General features: G+C 70.8%; 12 protein-coding genes. 7 read left to right on the forward strand and 5 right to left on the reverse strand.

Features of this window, described 5'->3' with window-relative positions; all coding sequences use genetic code 11:
• The first annotated feature begins 246 nt into the window (after window positions 1-246).
• The 3 genes from VFZ70_14665 to VFZ70_14675 are packed head-to-tail and all read left to right on the forward strand — an operon-like array spanning window position 247 to window position 4048.
• Window positions 247-1749, forward strand: coding sequence for an NADH-quinone oxidoreductase subunit M (locus VFZ70_14665; GenBank protein ID HEX6257047.1), 1503 nt, complete (start codon window positions 247-249; stop codon window positions 1747-1749).
• Between the two features lie 23 nt (window positions 1750-1772).
• On the forward strand, window positions 1773-3656 hold the full coding sequence (gene treZ, locus VFZ70_14670) for a malto-oligosyltrehalose trehalohydrolase (GenBank protein HEX6257048.1): 1884 nt from the start codon (window positions 1773-1775) through the stop codon (window positions 3654-3656).
• Complete coding sequence (locus VFZ70_14675) at window positions 3626-4048, forward strand: metallopeptidase family protein (GenBank protein ID HEX6257049.1); 423 nt, start codon at window positions 3626-3628, stop codon at window positions 4046-4048. The genes treZ and VFZ70_14675 overlap by 31 nt, the downstream gene beginning before the upstream one ends.
• A gap of 57 nt (window positions 4049-4105) precedes the next feature.
• Here VFZ70_14675 and treY read toward each other — a convergent pair whose 3' ends face one another.
• A complete protein-coding gene (treY, locus tag VFZ70_14680) occupies window positions 4106-6802 on the reverse strand; it encodes a malto-oligosyltrehalose synthase (protein HEX6257050.1) in 2697 nt (898 codons plus the stop codon).
• Window positions 6792-8909 (reverse strand): glycogen debranching protein GlgX, encoded by a 2118-nt coding sequence (gene glgX, locus VFZ70_14685; GenBank protein ID HEX6257051.1) that lies wholly within the window; start codon window positions 8907-8909, stop codon window positions 6792-6794. Before glgX ends, treY begins: the two co-directional genes overlap by 11 nt.
• A 284-nt stretch (window positions 8910-9193) precedes the next feature.
• On the opposite strand from glgX, the gene VFZ70_14690 reads away from it, so the two are divergent.
• The gene (locus tag VFZ70_14690) at window positions 9194-10525 is read left to right on the forward strand and encodes an MFS transporter (protein HEX6257052.1); all 1332 of its coding nucleotides are present in this window, start codon (window positions 9194-9196) and stop codon (window positions 10523-10525) included.
• Between the two features lie 33 nt (window positions 10526-10558).
• Here the strand turns inward: VFZ70_14690 and VFZ70_14695 are convergent, their stop codons facing one another.
• The gene (locus VFZ70_14695) at window positions 10559-11551 is read right to left on the reverse strand and encodes an oxidoreductase (GenBank protein HEX6257053.1); all 993 of its coding nucleotides are present in this window, start codon (window positions 11549-11551) and stop codon (window positions 10559-10561) included.
• Between the two features lie 107 nt (window positions 11552-11658).
• On the opposite strand from VFZ70_14695, the gene VFZ70_14700 reads away from it, so the two are divergent.
• A complete protein-coding gene (locus tag VFZ70_14700) occupies window positions 11659-12774 on the forward strand; it encodes a glycosyltransferase family 4 protein (protein HEX6257054.1) in 1116 nt (371 codons plus the stop codon).
• A gap of 90 nt (window positions 12775-12864) precedes the next feature.
• On the opposite strand, the gene VFZ70_14705 is transcribed toward VFZ70_14700, so the two are convergent.
• Entirely contained in the window at window positions 12865-14151 is a 1287-nt protein-coding gene (locus VFZ70_14705; GenBank protein ID HEX6257055.1) for a M48 family metalloprotease, read from the reverse strand.
• A gap of 67 nt (window positions 14152-14218) precedes the next feature.
• Complete coding sequence (locus VFZ70_14710) at window positions 14219-14419, reverse strand: hypothetical protein (protein HEX6257056.1); 201 nt, start codon at window positions 14417-14419, stop codon at window positions 14219-14221.
• Window positions 14420-14527: 108 nt separating this feature from the next.
• On the opposite strand from VFZ70_14710, the gene VFZ70_14715 reads away from it, so the two are divergent.
• Window positions 14528-15940, forward strand: a complete 1413-nt coding sequence (locus VFZ70_14715) for a deoxyribodipyrimidine photo-lyase (GenBank protein ID HEX6257057.1) — start codon at window positions 14528-14530, stop codon at window positions 15938-15940.
• A gap of 163 nt (window positions 15941-16103) precedes the next feature.
• Window positions 16104-17843 (forward strand): cation:proton antiporter, encoded by a 1740-nt coding sequence (locus VFZ70_14720; protein ID HEX6257058.1) that lies wholly within the window; start codon window positions 16104-16106, stop codon window positions 17841-17843.
• The last annotated feature ends 100 nt before the right edge of the window (window positions 17844-17943 follow it).

Consider the following 17943-nt stretch of genomic DNA (forward strand, 5'->3'; position numbering starts at 1 on the left):
CGACACCCACCCCGACGTTGCCCCACCCACCCCGACGTTGCCCCACCCACCCCGATGACGGACGACCCACCCCGACGACGGACGACCCACCCCGACGCACGAACCACGAGGTGGTTGTCGAAGGACGCGGTGGCGCGGTGAAAGGTCAACCACCTCGGCATCGGTGGCCGCCCGGGTGCTTCGCGGTCTCAGCGTCGGGGCGATATCGTGCTGACGCACGAATGTTGACGTCCGTTGGAGTTGGTCTTGGCTGACCTGCCGCTGCTGTCGATCCTGATCTGGCTGCCGGCCCTCGCCGCGCTGGTGGTCGCGATGATCCCGAGCGACCGGACTGAGGCCATCCGGCGCGTGACCCTGGTCGCGACAGCGGTCGTGTTCGTGCTGTCGCTCGCACTGTTCCCCGCGTTCGAGGTCGGCGAGGGCGGGTTCCAACTGGTCGAGGAGGTCGCCTGGATCCCGGCGTGGGGCATCACCTACACGGTCGGGGTCGACGGGATCACATGGCCACTCGTGATGCTGTCGACGTTCATCATCCCGCTGGCGGTACTGGCGACGTGGGGCCACGTCACCGAGCGCACCAAGGGCTTCTACATCGCCGTGCTCACCCTGGAAACCGCCGTCATCGGCGTGTTCACGGCACTCGACCTGATCCTGTTCTACGTCTTCTTCGAAGCGATGCTCGTGCCCATGTACGCCCTGATCGGAGTGTGGGGCGGCGAGAACCGGCGCTACGCGTCGATCAAGTTCTTCCTGTACACGCTGGTGGGCGGGCTGCTGATGCTCGTCGCCATCCTGTACCTGTACTTCAAGGCCGGGGCGGCCACGTTCGACTACGAGGCCCTGCGCGGCCTTTCGTTGACCGAGACCGAGCAGGTCTGGCTGTTCCTGGCGTTCTTCATCGCCTTCGCGATCAAGGTGCCGCTGTTTCCGTTCCACACATGGCTGCCGGACGCGCACACGGAGGCACCGACGATCGGCTCGGTGGACCTGGCGGCGATCCTGCTGAAGATCGGCGGCTACGGGATCATCCGCTTCTCCCTTCCCTACTTCCCCGACGCCACCCAGAGCTTGGCGCCGACGATCATGGCGCTGGCCGTGGTCGGCGTGCTCTACGGCGCGCTGGTCGCGATGGTCCAGCCCGACATCAAGAGGCTGGTCGCATACTCGTCCGTCGCCCACATGGGCTTCGTCGTGCTCGGTGTGTTCGCGCTGAACGTGCAGAGCACGGCGGGCAGCGTCGTGCAGATGGTCAACCACGGGCTGTCGACCGGTGCGTTGTTCATCCTGATCGGGTTCATGTACGAGCGGACCCACTCACGGAAGATCGCCGACTACTCGGGCCTCGCCAAGGCGACCCCGGTGTTTGGCGGTCTGTTCCTTGTGGTCGCGCTGTCCTCGCTGGCCCTGCCGGGGCTCAACGGCTTCGCCGGCGAGTTCCCGATCCTGCTCGGCGCGTTCCAGACGACCCCGTGGGCCGCGGTGCTGGCGGCGTTCGGCGTGATCTTCGCCGCGCTGTACCTGCTGTGGGCGTACCAGCGCATGTTCCACGGCCCGGTGGAGGGTCGCGCCAAGGGGATGACCGATCTCACCCTGCGCGAGAAGGTCGTGATGGTCCCGTTGATCGCCGTCATCGTCGGCATCGGGCTGTACCCCAAGCCGCTGTACGAACGTGTGACCCCGACGGTCGACGCGATCCTGGCTGAGATCGACGAGCCGGCCGACGTCGGCGTGGCCGACCCGGCGCGGTAACCGCCATCACGGCATCAGCCGTCGTGGACACCGTCGACGTTCAACCGCTGCGGCACGGACCGGTCCTGCACGCCGACGGCACAGTGACGTTCCGCGTGTGGGCGCCCCGTGTCCAGGACGTCGCGGTGGTCAACGGGACCGACCGGTACGTGCTCGAACCGATCGGCGATGGATGGTTCGCGACGCGCCTCGACAGGTTCGCCGACGACCGCTACGCCTACAGCCTCGACGGCGGCGATCCGCGGCCCGATCCCGCATCGCTGCGCCAACCGGACGGGGTGCACGGCGCCTCGGCGCTGGTCGAGCGCGGCTCGTTCGCATGGTCCCCGGGCGAGCAGGCCTGGCAGCCGACGCCCCTGGCCAGCGCCGTGATCTACGAACTGCACATCGGCACGTTCACACGCGAGGGGACGTTCGCGGCTGCGTGCGAGCATCTCGCCGATCTCGCGGCACTCGGGGTCACGCACATCGAGGTCATGCCGGTCGCGGCCTTCAACGGACCTCGCGGATGGGGCTACGACGGCGTGGCCTGGTACGCGGTCCACGAGCCCTACGGCGGCCCGGAGGCGTTCGCCGCGTTCGTCGACGCCTGCCACCGTCACCGCCTGGCCGTCATCCTCGACGTCGTCTACAACCACTTCGGGCCGAGCGGCAGCTACCACGAAGAGTTCGGACCGTACGTCACGGACCGGCACACGACGCCATGGGGTGCCGCGATCAACCTCGACGACGAGGGGGCAGACGCGGTTCGGTCGTTCATCGTCGACAACGCACGCATGTGGCTGGCCGACTTCCACGTCGACGGCCTGCGGCTCGACGCCGTCCACGCCCTGGTCGACGGCTCGGCGGTGCACATCCTCGAGCGCCTGTCGGCGACCGTCGACCGCCTGGCTGAACAGGTCGGCCGTCCCCTCGCCCTGATCGCCGAGTCGGATCGCCAGGATCCCCGCACGGTCGCCCCGCGTCCCGCCGGAGGGCGCGGCCTCGACGCCCAGTGGCTCGACGATCTGCACCACGCGCTGCACGTCACGGTGACCGGTGAGCGCGAGGGCTACTACACCGATTACACCGGCCTGCCGGACCTGGCGACCGCCTGGACCGACGGGTTCGTCTACGGCGGCCGGCGTTCGCAGTTCCGCGACCGGACGGTCGGGGCACCGCTGCCCGACCACGTCTCCGCCCGGCACTACGTCGCCTGCATCCAGAACCACGATCAGATCGGCAACCGCCCGACCGGGGACCGCCTGACCGTCACCGTCGATGGGACGCGCGTGCGGTTCGCCATCGCCCTGCTGTGCCTGTCTCCCACCGTGCCCATGCTGTTCATGGGTGAGGAGTACGGCGAGACCCGACCGTTCCAGTTCTTCACGAGTCACCCGGAGAGCTGGCTTGCCGACGCGGTGCGGACGGGTCGCCGCGAGGAGTTCGCCGCCTTCGCCGCCTTCGCGGACGCGGAGGTGCCTGATCCGCAGGCCCTCGAGACGTTCGAGGCGAGCTCCTTGGATCACACGGCCGCGTCGACGGCGGCGGGCGAGGCCCGCCGGCAGCTGTGGCACGACCTGCTCACGTTCCGCCGCACCGTCCGCTCGCTGGCGACGGGCGACCGCACACTCGTCGAGCCCCTCGTCGCCACGGCCGCGTGCCTCGTCGTGCAGCGCAACGACCCCGCCGGCGTCGCGCCGGTGATCGTCGTCGCGTCGAAGCGCGACACGACGATCCGCGTGCCCATCGACGGGCACTGGCGCGTCCGGTGGTCGTCCACCGCCACCGCGTACGGCGGCGACGGCACCGAGGTCGCCGTCGACCCGAGCACCGATCCGCCCACGTGCGCGGTGCCCGCATGGTCGGTCGTGGTGCTCGGCCTAGACGACGTGGCGTGGTCCCACCGGATTCCGACGAGGTGGTGATCCGCGCTGCGAGCCCGCCTGCGGGCACACTACGTCCCATGGTCACGATGTCACCGGACGAGTTCGAGCACGCGGTCGCCGCCGGCCTCGACGCCGTGCCCGCCGAGCTCACCGACGCCATCACCAACGTGGCGATCGTCATCGACGACGAGAGCCCGGCGGACGGGCCCGAACTGTTCGGGCTGTACGAGGGCACGCCGCTGACCGCCCGGGACGAGTGGTGGGCGGCCGGAAGCATGCCCGACCGCATCACGATCTTCCGAGGGCCGATCCTGCGCCACTGCGCCACACCGGAGGAGGTCCGCGAGCAGGTCACCATCACCGTCGTGCACGAGATCGCCCATCACTTCGGCATCGACGACGACCGCCTGCACGAGCTCGGCTGGGGGTGACCCGCACGTCGGCGCTCGTCACCCGCCGGCGGCTGACGGCCGCGAAGCGCCGCCCGGTCAGGCGTCGTCCGACGCCCCGGTGTCGGCCACGGTGTCGGTCGTCCGTTCCAGGACGGCGACCGGCAGGGTTGCGAGCAACGCCGACACCTCGATCGCGTCGCCGATGTCACCGGAGCCACCGGCGAACACGTCACGGTAGGTGCCCTGGACGAAGCCCGGCACCGTGACCGTCGTGTCGCCCCACATGTCACCGATCGGCGGACGCGCGTCGTCGCCCATGACCGCTCCCGGCAGGCGCGGCGCGATGACCAGCAGCGCGTCGGAGGCGTCCGATGACACGCGCGCGAACGCCACGACGTGGTCGGCCCAGCGGCCCTCGACGGCCAACGGCAGGTAGCCGCTACCGATGTCGACACAGCCGGGATGGTCGGCACGCGCCCGCAGCGCACGCTGCAGGACGTGCGCCTTGACGCGTCCGTCACGTCGGTGCTCGAGCAGTTCCTCGGCCGACGAGCCAGCGAGGTCGGCAAGCAGCTCGTGGCGCTCCTCGAACGGAACCGGGCGCCGGTTGTCCGGGTCGACCAGGGAGTCGTCCCACATCTCGGTGCCCTGGTAGCAGTCAGGGACGCCGGGCGACAACGTGCGCAGGACCACCTGACCGAGGCCGGCGGCCATCGCGATCTCGGCGGTGCGCCTGATCACGGCCAGCAGTGCCTCGGGAACGCCGTCGGCTGTCAGCACGGCCCGCGCGAAGGTCCGGAGCCGATCCTCGAACCGCTCGTCGGGGTCGGTCCAGCTCGTCCACAGGCCGGCCTCCCGCTCCGCCTTCACGACGTACGCCGCGAGGCGGTCACGGTGCCAGTCGTCGGGCTCACCCTCGAGTGGCCAGATGCCGACGGCCGTCTGGTACACGAGGTAGCGCGCCTGGGCCGGCAGCACGTCGGTGTCGGTCTCGTCGCCGTCGGCCTCATCGCTGTCGGCCTCGTCGGCGTCGGCCTCGGTCGCGGCGGCCGCCTGCTCGCACGCGCGAACGGCTTCCCGCCACGCCTGTGGCAGCTCCGACAACGCCGCCATGCGCAGCCGCGTGTCCTCGCCGCGCTTGGTGTCGTGGGTCGCCGTCGTCAGCATCGTCTGCGGTGCACGCTCCGCACGTTCGGTGTTGACCCGCTGGAACTGCTCGGGCGTCCGCGCCGCCTGCGACGGATCCGCACCGACCTCGCACGCGGCCAGCAGCGTGCGGTACCGGTAGAAGGCCGTGTCCTCTGTGCCCTTGGCCATCACGGCCGCGCACAGCTGCTGGAACCGCGCGAGGACGTCGAGCAGCGCCGGACTGCTGCCGGCCTCGCCCGTGAGCAGTTCCTCGACGAAGTCCCAGAGCTCGGCGGGCGGCGCGTCGTCCGCCGAGCGCGCCCGTTCGATCGCCGATGAGATCTGCACGCGGTCCGTGCCGTGCGCGTCTCCCGTCTCCGGGTCGACGTAGGTGCGGTAGACCGCGAACTGCGCCAGCGTTCCCGACAGCACGCCCCGGCACCAGTCGAGCGTGACGTCGCGCACCTGCGGGTGCTGCTGGACGACACGCCACAACCGGTGCGCAACGCGGTCCAGGTCGGCACAGAGCCCGTGGTCGAGTACCTCGAGCTTGCTCTCGACGGCGAGCTCCTCGTACGGCCGGCCGCCACCCAGCGATGCGTCGATCGCCGTGAGCGCCTCAAGGCCGTCCGCGTCGACGTAGAGGCCGAGGACGTCGGTGCAGAAGTCGTAGCCGGTCGTGCCGGCGACCGACCAGTTCGGCATCCGCTCCCCCGGGTGCAGGATCTTTTCGACGGCGATCCACGCGCCCGTGCGGTTGCGCACCTGCTGCAGATAGCGTTCAGGATCGCGCAGGCCGTCGGGATGATCGACGCGCAGCCCGCTCACCACTCCCTCGGACACCAGGTCCAGCAGCACGGCGTGCGTGCGGTCGAAGACCTCGGGGACCTCCACACGCACGGCGACGAGGTCGTTGATCGTGAAGAACCGCCGGTAGTTGACGACGGCATCACCGATGCGCCAGTGCACCAACCGGTAGTGCTGCCGTTCGAGCAGGTCGTGCAGGTTGCGCCAGCTGTCCGCGACGCCGGGGGTGCCCGCGAAGGTGCGCCCGCCGCCGCTGGCCTCGATGTGATCGAGGCTCTCGCGTCGCAGAGGGAACGTCCGGTCGTGGTAGCGCACCCGGTACCTGCCGTCGATACGGGCGAGCTCCAGCTCGCCGGCGACCAGGACCGCACCGTAGGTGTCTCCGAGGACCGGCAGGATCACCTTGCCCTCGGCGGTCGGCAGGCGCGGTCGCCAGTCCACGTCGAACAGGGAGCCGGCCGGCCCGGACATGCCCTCCGCCAGCAACTGCTCCCAGAGCGGGTTGTGCTCCGACGCGGCCAGGTGGTTGGGCACGATGTCGACGATGAGGCCCATGCCGCGACTGGCGGCGGCGTCCGACAGAGCCAGCAGGCCGTCGCGGCCGCCGAGCTCGGGCGAGACCTCGGTCGGGTCGACGCCGTCGTAGCCGTGCGTGCTGCCCGGTACGGCCCGCATGATCGGCGAGAGGTACAGATCTGTCACGCCCAGATCCGCCAGGTAGTCCAGACATGCCTGCGCGGCGGCGAAGCCGAAGTCAGGCGTCAGCTGCAACCGGTAGGTCGCGCCCGGCTCCGGCCGGCGTGGCCCATCCTGCGCCGGCGTCACGGGATCCGGCGTCGTGGTCGCATCAACGGTCACGGGCATCATCCATCCGTCGGAGCACCTGAATCGATCGACCGGTCACGACGACACGTTCCGCGGCACTGGCATGGGGTCCGGTACGGCGGTCGTCCGGATCGGCCGTGTCGACCACGAGCTGCCAGCGGCGGCCGTACGCCTCCCGTGGCAGGGTGAACTTGACCTGCTCGGCATCGGCGTTGATCAGCACCAGGAAGCTGTCGTCGAGGATCTGCTGGCCGCGCGCGTCCGGCGTCGGTATCGCCCGGCCGTTGAGGAAGACCATGATCGAGCGCTGGTCGCCGGCGTCCCAGTCCTCAGCGCTCATGTCCGCCCCGTCGGGACGCAACCAGTCGAGGTCGACGGTGTCCTCGGTCGCGCCGCGGAAGAACTGCTGGCGCCGGAACACCGGGTGGTCGGCACGCAGACGGATCAGCCGCCGGGTGAACGACAGCAGATCCTCCTGTTCCTCGCCGAGGTCCCAGTCGTACCAGGACAGCTCGTTGTCCTGGCAGTAGGTGTTGTTGTTGCCCTGCTGCGAGCGCCCGAACTCGTCGCCACCGAGCAGCATCGGCACACCCTGCGAGATGAACAGCGTCGTCAGCACGTTGCGTTGCTGACGCAGCCGCAACGCGGTGACCTCCGGATCGTCGGTGGGCCCCTCGACGCCGTGGTTCCACGAACGGTTGTGGTCCTCACCCGAGCTGTTGTCGTCGAGGTTCGCCTCGTTGTGCTTGTTGTTGTAGGACACGAGGTCACGCAAGGTGAACCCGTCGTGCGCGGTGACGAAGTTGATCGACGCGTAGGGACGCCGCCCGTTGTGGGCGTACAGGTCGCTCGACCCGGCCATCCGCGAAGCCAGCTCGCCGATGCCGTGGGTCTCGCCGCGCCAGAAGTCGCGGACGGTGTCGCGGTACTTGCCGTTCCACTCGGTCCACAGCGTCGGGAAGTTGCCGACCTGGTAGCCGCCCTCACCGACGTCCCAGGGCTCGGCGATCAGCTTGACCTGGCTGATGACGGGGTCCTGCTGGATGATGTCGAAGAACGCGCTCAGCCGATCGACGTCGTGCAGCTCCCGCGCCAGGGTCGAAGCGAGGTCGAAGCGGAACCCGTCGACGTGCATCTCGAGCACCCAGTAGCGCAACGAGTCCATGATCAGCTGCAGCACATGCGGGTGCCGGGCGTTCAGCGAGTTGCCGGTACCCGTGTAGTCCATGTAGTAGCGGCGGTCGTCGTCGACCAGGCGGTAGTACGACGCGTTGTCGATGCCGCGCAGCGAGAGCGTGGGACCGAGGTGGTTACCCTCGGCCGTGTGGTTGTAGACGACGTCCAGGATGACCTCGAGGCCGGCCTCGTGGAGCGACTTCACCATGCTCTTGAACTCGTAGATGCTCCGGCTGTCGCCGCTGCGGGCCGCGTACTCGTCGTGCGGCGCGAAGAAGCCGATCGAGTTGTAGCCCCAGTAGTTGCGCAGACCCTTGCGCACGAGGAAGTGGTCGTGGATGAACCGGTGGACAGGCTGGAGCTCCACCGCGGTCACGCCGAGGTTGGTCAGGTAGTCGATGATCACCGGCGATCCCAGCCCGGCGTAGGTGCCGCGCAGCTCGGCCGGGACGTCGGGGTGGCGCATCGTGAGCCCGCGCACGTGGGTCTCGTAGATCATCGTCTCGAACCACGGCGTCCTGGGATGGCGGTCGTCGGCCCAGTCGAAGAACGGGTTGGTCACGATGCCCTTCGGCACGTGGGGCGCGGAGTCGCGCTCGTCGGACACCGTGTCGTCGGCGTCCATGTCGTAGCCGAACACCGAGGGGTGCCAGTCGACCCGTCCTTCGATCGCCTTGGCATAGGGGTCGAGCAGCAGCTTCGCGCCGTTGAAGCGGTGCCCCTGGGTGGGGTCCCACGGACCGTGGACGCGGAAGCCGTAGCGCTGACCGGGGCCGATGCCCGGCAGATAGCCGTGCCATATGAACGCGGTCGGCTCGGACAGCGCCACAGAGGTCTCGTGCCCGTCGCGGTTGAACAGGCACAGATCGACGGCCTCCGCGTGCTCGCTGAACAGCGCGAAGTTCGTGCCGGTACCGTCCCACTGCGCTCCCAGCGGGTACGGTTTGCCGGGCCACAGGTTCATCTCGTTCGCACGCTCCTGTCGAGGCGCCCCGGCCAACGTGCTCTCCGTGGCTGGTCGGGGACGCCGGATCCGGTCGGGCCGGCCTGTGCGCGTTCTGGTCTCACGCGAATGCATAGAGTATCGGACCGGTCCAACCTACCTACCATGCCGCTGGTCGACTGCGCCCGCACACACCGGTCCCCACCCACCGGCGGCCTGGCGGCCGCCCGCACCCACCGGTCCCCACCCACCGGCGGCCTGACGGCCGCCCGCACCCTCGGACCAGGTCCATGCCCCGACCTTCGATGACGCGCGTGCACCTGCACGGCTGGCGGCACCCGTCGATCATCGCGGTCGCGCTGCTCGCCGTCGCGACGGGGTTCGCGCAGTTCGCGCCGACGGCCTCGCTGTCGGACGTCGCGACCGCGTTCGGCGAGGACGCCGCGACGACCGCCGAGCAGGTCGGGCTGTCGGCGACCACGGTCGGCATTGGTCTGGCCATCATCCGCTTCGCCAGCCTGGCCGCGCTGCCGATCGCCAGCGTCGCCGACCGTCTCGGCCGGCGCCGCGTGCTGCTGTGGTGCGTCGGCACCGGGCTGCTGCTGACGTCGGTGGCGGCGCTGAGTCCGTCGTTCTGGTGGTTCGTCGCAGTCGTCGCGATCAGCCGACCGCTGTTCTCGGCGACCACCGCGGTCGGCTCCGTCGTCGCGAGTGAGGAGGTCCGCAGCGCCGACCGGACGAAGGCGATTGCTCTGGCGGTCGCCGGCTACGCGGTGGGCACCGGCATCGTGTCGGTCGTCCGCGTCCCGCTCAACGATCTGCTCGGCGGTGGCTTCCGTGGCGTCTTCGCCCTCGCGGTCGTGTTCCTCGTCCTCCTGCCGCTGCTGGCCCCGATGCTCGCCGAGCCCGACCGCTTCAAGGCGCTGCGTGCCAGGCGGGCGGCGGTCGAGACGCGGCCGCGCCTGTCGGCCTTCGGCTCCATCCACCCGAGGCTGCGCCGACGGCTTCTGCTGCTGGTGATCGTCACCTTCACGTTCAACGTCGTGACGGGCCCGCACAACACCTACCTGTTCTTCTACGGCGAGGGCCAGTTGGGGCTCAGCCGCGCGACGATGGCGGTGCTTGTGATCGTGTCCGGACCGGTCGGGCTCGTCGGCCTGCTCATCGGCCGTTGGATCTCCGATCGCCTCGGCCGGCGGCCGGCCGTCATCGGATTCCACCTGCTCGTCGCGGCGTCGGTGGCCCTCGCGTACAGCGGATCGACCGTGGCTCTCGTCAGCGGCTTCTGGGCCGGCATCTTCGCCCAGGGGGCGTACGGCCCCGGCTTCGGCGCGTTGTCGACCGAGGTGTTCCCGACCAGCATCCGCGCGACGACCCAGGGGTGGGTCGCCGCGGCCGGGGTGCTCGGCGCCGTGGCGGGCCTGGTGCTGTTCGGAACGCTCAGCGACATCACCGGTTCCTTCGCGATGGCGTCCGTGTCGGTCGGTGCGTTGGCGGCGATGACGGCCGCCGGCTACCGGTGGTTCCCAGAGACCCGCGGCCTGGAGCTCGAGGAGAGCGCACCGGAGATCGACGACGATCCGGCGGACGAGGATCTCGCGGCGGCACCCACACCGGAGCACGACGGCAGACGCTGAGCGCCGTGCATGGCGGACCGTCCGGCGTCGCCGTCAGTCCCCGAGATCGACGATCACGCGACCCCGGGTGGCGCCCGCGAGGATCGCGTCGAGCGTCGCCTCGAGGTCGTCGAGCCCGACCTCCTGGCTGGCGTCCAGCGACGAGGGACGCATGTCGCCCGCGAGGCGCCTCCACAACGCGCGACGGTCGTCGATCGGGTGGTTCGCCGAGTCGATGCCGGCCAGCGTGATCCCGCGCAGGATGAACGGCGCCACCGACGTCTGCAACCCGAGGCCGGCCGTGTTGCCACTGGCCGCGACCAGTCCGCCGATCGCGGTCTGGGACAGCACCTTGGCGAGCGGCGCCCCACCGACGCAGTCGACCGCGGCGGCCCACCGCTGCTCGTCGAGCGGGCGGATGTCGTCGATGTCGAGCCGGTCGATGACCTCGGCCGCGCCCCTGGCGCGCAGCCACTCGTGCGCATCGGGATCACCCGTGCTCGCCACGACCTCGTAGCCCTGCCCGGCCAGCAGATCGACACCCATGCTGCCGACGCCTCCGCTGGCCCCGGTGACCAGCACGGGCCCGTCGTCGGGCACGATCCCGTGCTCCATGATCCGCTGCACCGACATCGCCGCCGTGTAGCCGGCGGTGCCGATGATCATCGCCTCCCTGGCCGACAGCCCCTCGAGCGGCACGACCCAGTCGGCGGGGACCCGCGCGTACTGCGCATAGCCGCCATGATGCGCGACACCGATGGCGTACCCGTGAGCCAGCACCGCGTCGCCGTCCGCGAACGCGTCGCTGGTCGACGTCACGACCGTGCCCGCCATGTCGATCCCGGGGATCAGCGGTGAGATCCGCGCGACCTGGCCCTTGGGGATCGTGGCCAGGCCGTCCTTGTAGTTGACGCTGGACCAGGCGACACGGATGGTGACGTCGCCGTCGGGCAGGTCGCCGGGACCGAGCTGGCGGATCTCCCGTCGCACCTCGTCGTCGTCCTTGACGGCCACGAAGGCCGCGAACTGCTCCGGAATACCTGCCATCGGTCCTGCATCTCCTCGGTCGCCCGGCCCCTCGATCTGATGCTGCCCGGCCGGCGCGCACCGCAACCGGCGGTAGCCTTGCGCGCTGTCCGACACGAAGGTTGCCCGTGCTCCGCCCGTTGCTGGTCACCAACGACTTCCTGCCCGACGTCGGCGGCATCCAGCAGTACGTCGCCCAGATCGCCGCGCGCCTCGATGACGTCGGCGTGTTCGCGCCGGCACATCCCGCCGCCGATGACCCGCGCCTGGACTATCCCGTGTGGCGCGGACACCACCGCTACCTGTGGCCTACCCGCGCGACCCGCGCGGCGCTGCACGCAGCGGTCGAAGCCCACCGCGCGTCGGTGGTGGTGTTCATGGCGCCGGCGCCACTGACGCCGCTCGGCCCTGCGACGGGCCTGCCCTGGGCCGTGTGCAGCCATGGCGCCGAGCTCGTGCTGCCGGCGCGTGTCCCCGGACTGCGCCAGCTGTTCGCGGCGGTGCTCGGCCGCGCGGACCAGCTGTTCTCGGTCAGCTCCTACACAGCCGACGCGCTGCACGCGCTCGTCGGCGACGACGATCCGCCGATCCGGCTGGTGCGCAACGGCGTGGACCTGGATCGCTTCAACCCGGCCGTCGACGGGACCGCGGTCCGTGAGCGGTACGCACTGGGCACCGGACCGGTCATCGTCACGATCGGACGTCTGGTGCCACGCAAAGGTCAGGACCAGCTCATCCGTGCGCTTCCGCGGGTCCGCGCCGCCGTGGGTGACGTCCGCCTGCTCATCGTCGGTGCCGGGCGGTACCGGCGACGGTTGGAACGCCTTGCCCGCCGACACGTCCGGGGTGCCGTGGTCTTCGCCGGCAGCATCCCGTGGGATGAGCTGCCCGCGCACTACCGGGCCGGCACCGTCTTCGCGCACCCGAACCGCAGCCGCTGGGGCGGGCTGGAGCAGGAGGGCTTCGGGGTGGTGTTCCTGGAGGCACAGGCCTGCGGTGTGCCCGTCGTGGCGGGACGCAGCGGTGGCAGCCCTGAGGCACTGCGCGACGGTGTGACGGGCAGGCTCGTCGACGGTGACGACGTCGACGAGATCGCCGCGGTGCTGATCGACATGCTGCGACCACCGTCGGCGGCCGCCGAGATGGGCACGGCGGCGCGGTCATGGGTGGCGCCGAACTGGTCGTGGGACGCCATCGTCGCCCGCTTTGCCGACGACCTGCGGACGCTCACGACGGACGCCTGACGAGCGGCACCGGACCAGCGTTCCCGGACGCGACGCGGGCAGGGCCGGGCCGGGTCGGAGGCGTGGATCAGCGTCGGCGGCGTGGCCGGCTCAGTTTGCGCAGGCCGCGTCGTCGAACGTCGACGCCAGCTGCAGGCGGCTGGCCGCGGGCGGATGGGTCCACCACCACAGGCGTGCCCAGGTCGGCGGCGCGGGGTCCGACAGGTTGCGCACGACCAGCCCGCGTTGCACCGCACAGTAGTCGGCGACCGCACCGGTCAGCTCGAGCGACCCGAGGTCGGCCGCCGCCTCGGCACGGCGGCTGACCCACGCCGACACCGGCGCCGTGACCATCAGCGTGACCACCAGCACCGCGACGACCACGCCGGCGGCCATTGGATCGGCGACGCCGTCCTGCCGCCCACGCCGCACCCGCCACCGCGCCACCCCGTCCACCAGCGCGCACACGACCGCCAGGCCCGCGCCACCGGCCAGCACGCCGCGCGCCAGATCCCGATGCCGTTCGTGCGCCAGCTCGTGGGCGACGATCAGCGCAACCTCCGGCGGCGGACGCTCCAACAGCGTGTCGAACAGCACGATCCGACGGGTGCCGGCGAGACCGGAGACATACGCGTTCTGCCGGGTGGTCCGCCGGCTGGCGTCGGCGACCAGCAGCGCGGCGTCGCCACGACCTTCCGCCGCCAGCACGTCGGTCAACTCGTCCCGCACCTCACCTGGCGGCAGGGGTGTCACCCGGTAGCGCAGTGGTTCGAGGATCAGCGGCGCCGACAACGTCAGCACGGCCGTCGCCAACAATCCCAGTGGTATGGCGACCAGGACCCAGCGCCTTGGCCACCGCGCCGCCAGGGCGTAGCCGACGCCCACCACCAGCGCAGCGCCGACGGCCGTGATGGCCAGCTCGATCGCGCGGTCGCCCGCCCAGCCGGCCAGCGACTGCGTCGACAACCCGAACAGCCGTGCGTGCCGGTGCGCCCAGAGGTCGACCGGCAGTCCGACCAGCGTGGTCAGGCCCACGATGACGACCGTGACGGCGGCAGCGGCCCGTCCGGGCCGCTGCACACCGATGCCGTTGACCACCCGCGCGACGAGCCGCCGCCCCGTCGCGGTGACGGCGATCGTCACCGGCACCGCAACGTCGACGATGGTCGCGAGCAGCACCGCCCAGCGCAGCGGCCGCTGGTAGGCGGCGATGCGCTCGAGCTGCGGCGTCGTGAACCAGCGCCCGGGATCGGGCACGGGACCAAGGTCGGGCGCCAATGGACGGGCGAGGACCGCCAGGGCCCCGACGGCCACGATGACCACGACGATCGACCATGGGACCACCCCACCGGGCAGGCGTCGGACGTCGAGCGACGACTCGGAGCGGCGGTGGGACATCAGCGCCAGCGTGCCCTGTGGCGCCGCCGATGTCAGCGCGACTGGGCGCCGGGTGGCGCCGCCGGTGTCACCGCGACAGCGTGCGATCGACCGGAAGGAACCTGCTGCGCGGCGCCAGGCCCCCGCGCTGCAGCGCGCGCACGGCACGCGCCTGTTCGAGATCGAGCACGACCGCCTCGCCATCCCGACGGTCGAGCAGGGCCGTCACGATGCAGTCGTCGCACGCGGACGTGTGCTGCATCGCGCAGTCACCGCAGTCGATCCGCATCACACACCTCCACCGGTGGCGAACATCTGTTCGATACCGTAGCACATCTGTCGTTGTCGACGCTACCGTTCGACGGTCGCCGTCCGATCTGCGAATCGAGGACCCACAGTGGACACACGCATCGTCTGGTTCCGCCGTGATCTGCGGGTCGACGACCATCCGGCGCTGCACGCCGCCATGGACGACGCGGACGACGACACACGCATTGTGCCCCTGTTCGTGTGGGATCCCGCGATCGTCGAGCGCGGGCGGGTGAGCCCGGCGCGCCTGGCCTACCTGTGCGAGGCTCTCACCGACCTCGACGACAACCTCCGGGAGCGTGGCGCACGCCTCGTGCTGCGCACGGGAGCTCCCGACAAGGTGGTTCCGGCCGTGGCGGCCGAGGTCGGCGCGACCGCCGTCCACCACAGCCGGGACCACACGCCGTATGCGACGCGGCGCGACGAGGCCGTGCGGTCGGCGCTCGCACGCCTCGACGATGCGCCCGACGTGGTCGATCACCCCGGCGCCGCGCTACACGATCCCGGCACCGTCCTCACGACCGCCGGCGAGACCTACAAGGTGTTCACGCCGTTCCACCGTCAGTGGCGCCAGCGGGCGGTCGACGATCCGCTCGACGCGCCCGGCCGCGTACCCGGCCACGGCACTGTCGCCAGCGAGGACCTGCCGACGGGGTCGTCGTTGGATCTCGACGAGCCGGCACAGCGACAGACCGGTGGCGAGACGGCCGCACGCGACCGGCTCGCACGCTTCCTCGACGCGCCCGCCGACGACTATGACGAGCAGCGTGACGTGCTGGCCGCGGACGGCACGAGCCGACTGTCCGCGGACCTGCACTTCGGCTGCCTGTCGGTCCGTCGGGTGCGCTCCCGGCTGGACCTGCGCAACAGCGGCCACAGGGCGTTCGCGACGGAACTGGCGTGGCGGGACTTCTACCTGCACGTCCTCGCCGCATGGCCCGACGTGCTGACCGAGGAGTTCAACGCGCAGTACCGGTCGTTGCCCTGGGACGACGATCCCGACGCCGTCGCCGCGTGGCGTGACGGGATGACCGGCTACCCGATCGTCGACGCGGGAATGCGCCAGCTGCGCGCGACCGGCTGGATGCACAACCGCGCGCGCATGATCGTGGCGAGCTTCCTGTGCAAGGACCTGCTGATCGACTGGCGCATCGGCGAGCGCCACTTCCTCGAGCACCTGATCGACGGTGACCTGTCGAGCAACAACGGCGGCTGGCAGTGGGCCGCCGGCACCGGCACGGATGCGCAGCCGTACTTCCGCATCTTCAACCCCGTCACCCAGGGCGAGCGCTTCGACCCGGACGGTGCCTACGTGCGCCGGTGGGTACCCGAGCTCGCCGACGTGCCCCCGGCGTTCATCCACCATCCGTGGGACATGCCGGACGACGTGGCGCAGGACTGCGCGGTGACGATCGACGGCACCTACCCGGCGCCGATCGTGGACCATCGCGAGGCGCGCCAGCGAGCACTCGGCTGGTTCGACGCGCACCGCGCCGGGTGACCCGACCAGGGCCGCGGCGAGGCGGCGACCGGACGATCGGCCGATGCCCCGTCGACCGGTCGCGCATCATCGCCCCGCCAACGCGGATAGGCTTGCGATCTTCCAGCCGTCACTGTCGACCGCACGTCCTCCGCCGTCTCGATCTGCGTCCGTAAGGAAGACCGTGCCGGATTTGACCCTGCTGATCATCGCCCTGCTCGCGGGGCTGGCGATCGCCGTCAGCAAGATCGTCCGCCGCTTCGTCCCCGAGATCATCGTCTTCCTGGCGCTCGGGGTGCTGATCGGGCCGGACGGTCCGTTCGAGCTCATCAACGACGCGAACATCAACGGGCTCAAGCTGCTGACCGAGCTCGCGCTGGCGGCGATCATCTTCCTGATCGGCGACCGGCTGCGCATCGACGACCTGCGTGCCCGTCGCGGTCTGCTACTGCCATTGAACGTCGTGCAGCTGCTCGTGACGAGCACGTTGGTGTTCATCGCGCTGCAGGTCGTCGGCGTGGGCGTGCAGGTGGCGCTCCTGCTGGCGTTGATCGCCGCCGAAACCGGCGTGCTCACGGTCACGGCGACCGTCAAGGAGCAGCGCGCCGCCGGTGAGACCACTGACGTCGTGCTGGCCAGCGTCGCGCTGACGAACGTCGCCGTCGCCGCGGCGTTCGGCCTCGCCTTCCCGGTCGTCCTCGCGTTCACCGGCGCGGTGTCGTCGCCTGCCGCGATCGTCGGCGCCTTCGCCCAGATCGTCGTCGGTTCGACGGTGATCGGTCTGCTGGGTGGCGTGCTGCTGAAGACGTACGGACCGGCCATCGAGTCCTCCGGCGAGCTGCTGCTGTTCCTGCTCGTCGTGCTGACGGCGACCACGGGCGCCGCGATCGCGATCGACGGATCCGTCGTCGCGACCAGTCTCGTGAGCGGCCTGTACGTGGCGAACGCCGCTCCGTGGCTCGCCGACCGCTTCTTCGCGGCCGTGCGAACGCTCGAGGCGCCGATCTACCTGATCTTCTTCGTGGTCGCAGGGGCCGACATCCATATCGACGAGCTCGCCGGTGCCGGGCTCGTCGGAGCGGCGTACGTCGTGGCGCGCACGATCGGCAAGGTCGCCGGGGCCACCGGCGGTGCCGTCCTGGCCGGCGGCATGCAGCAGCGCACCCTCGGTGTACGGACGGGTCTGAGCCTCCTGCCCCACGCGGGCATGGCGATCGCGCTCGCCGCGTTCGTTTCGGAACGGACGCCCGAGCTCGGCGCGGTGCTGTCCCCGGTCGTGCTGGGCTCGATCGTGGTGTTCGAGCTGTCCGGCCCGCTGGTCGCGCGGCGTGTGCTGACACGTGCCGGGGAGGCCGGCGCGGCCGACACGGTCACCGAGCCGGTCCTCGACGACATGGACGTGACCCGCAGCATCCGGCGCGTGCTGATCCCCGCCGGCAACTCCGAGGTGATCGTGCCGCGCATGCCGTTCCTGTTCGACCTGGTCGGCAACCTGGGTGGGGAGATCGTGGCCGTCCACGTGTCGCGCCCGTCGGACCTCGCCGGCGACGACGAGCCGGCCGTGCTGCGCACGTTCCGTGAGTTCGCCGACGAGCGCGGGATCCCGATCCAGACGGTCCACCGCCGGGCCGAGAGCGTCGCCCGCGTGCTGGTCGACGTGGCGTCGGACCTGGAGTGCGATCTGATCATCATGGGCGAGCCCGCACGCACCCGGCTGCTCGAACCCACGCGGTGGGGGCTCATCAGCCAGCGCGTCGTCCGTGACGCTCCGATGCCGGTCCTCGTCTACCCCGTCGACCCCAGCCGGCCCGAACACGTCCCGAACGTGTACATCCGCCGGGCGGCAGAGGCCGAGGGGGCCGGCGGTGCCGTGGAGCTGCAGCGCGCGCTGCGCGCGACCGGCGACGACACCGGCCCGCGCTGACCCGGTCGCGATCGACGAACCGGTCACCCCGTCGCTTCGTGTGACCGGGTGGTCGGCGGCGCGACCGGCCTGGGGCTCCGACACTGGCGGATCGAACGCA

The sequence above is a fragment of the Euzebyales bacterium genome (genome assembly GCA_036374135.1).
Taxonomy (GTDB): Bacteria; Actinomycetota; Nitriliruptoria; order Euzebyales; family JAHELV01; genus JAHELV01.

Excerpts from the sequence above, each read along its gene's own strand:
- VFZ70_14690 (HEX6257052.1), top strand. The coding sequence starts at position 9,194 with ATGACGCGCGTGCACCTGCACGGCTGGCGGCACCCGTCGATCATCGCG.
- glgX (HEX6257051.1), bottom strand. The coding sequence starts at position 8,909 with ATGAACCTGTGGCCCGGCAAACCGTACCCGCTGGGAGCGCAGTGGGAC.
- VFZ70_14710 (HEX6257056.1), bottom strand. The coding sequence starts at position 14,419 with ATGCGGATCGACTGCGGTGACTGCGCGATGCAGCACACGTCCGCGTGC.
- VFZ70_14705 (HEX6257055.1), bottom strand. The coding sequence starts at position 14,151 with ATGTCCCACCGCCGCTCCGAGTCGTCGCTCGACGTCCGACGCCTGCCC.
- VFZ70_14695 (HEX6257053.1), bottom strand. The coding sequence starts at position 11,551 with ATGGCAGGTATTCCGGAGCAGTTCGCGGCCTTCGTGGCCGTCAAGGAC.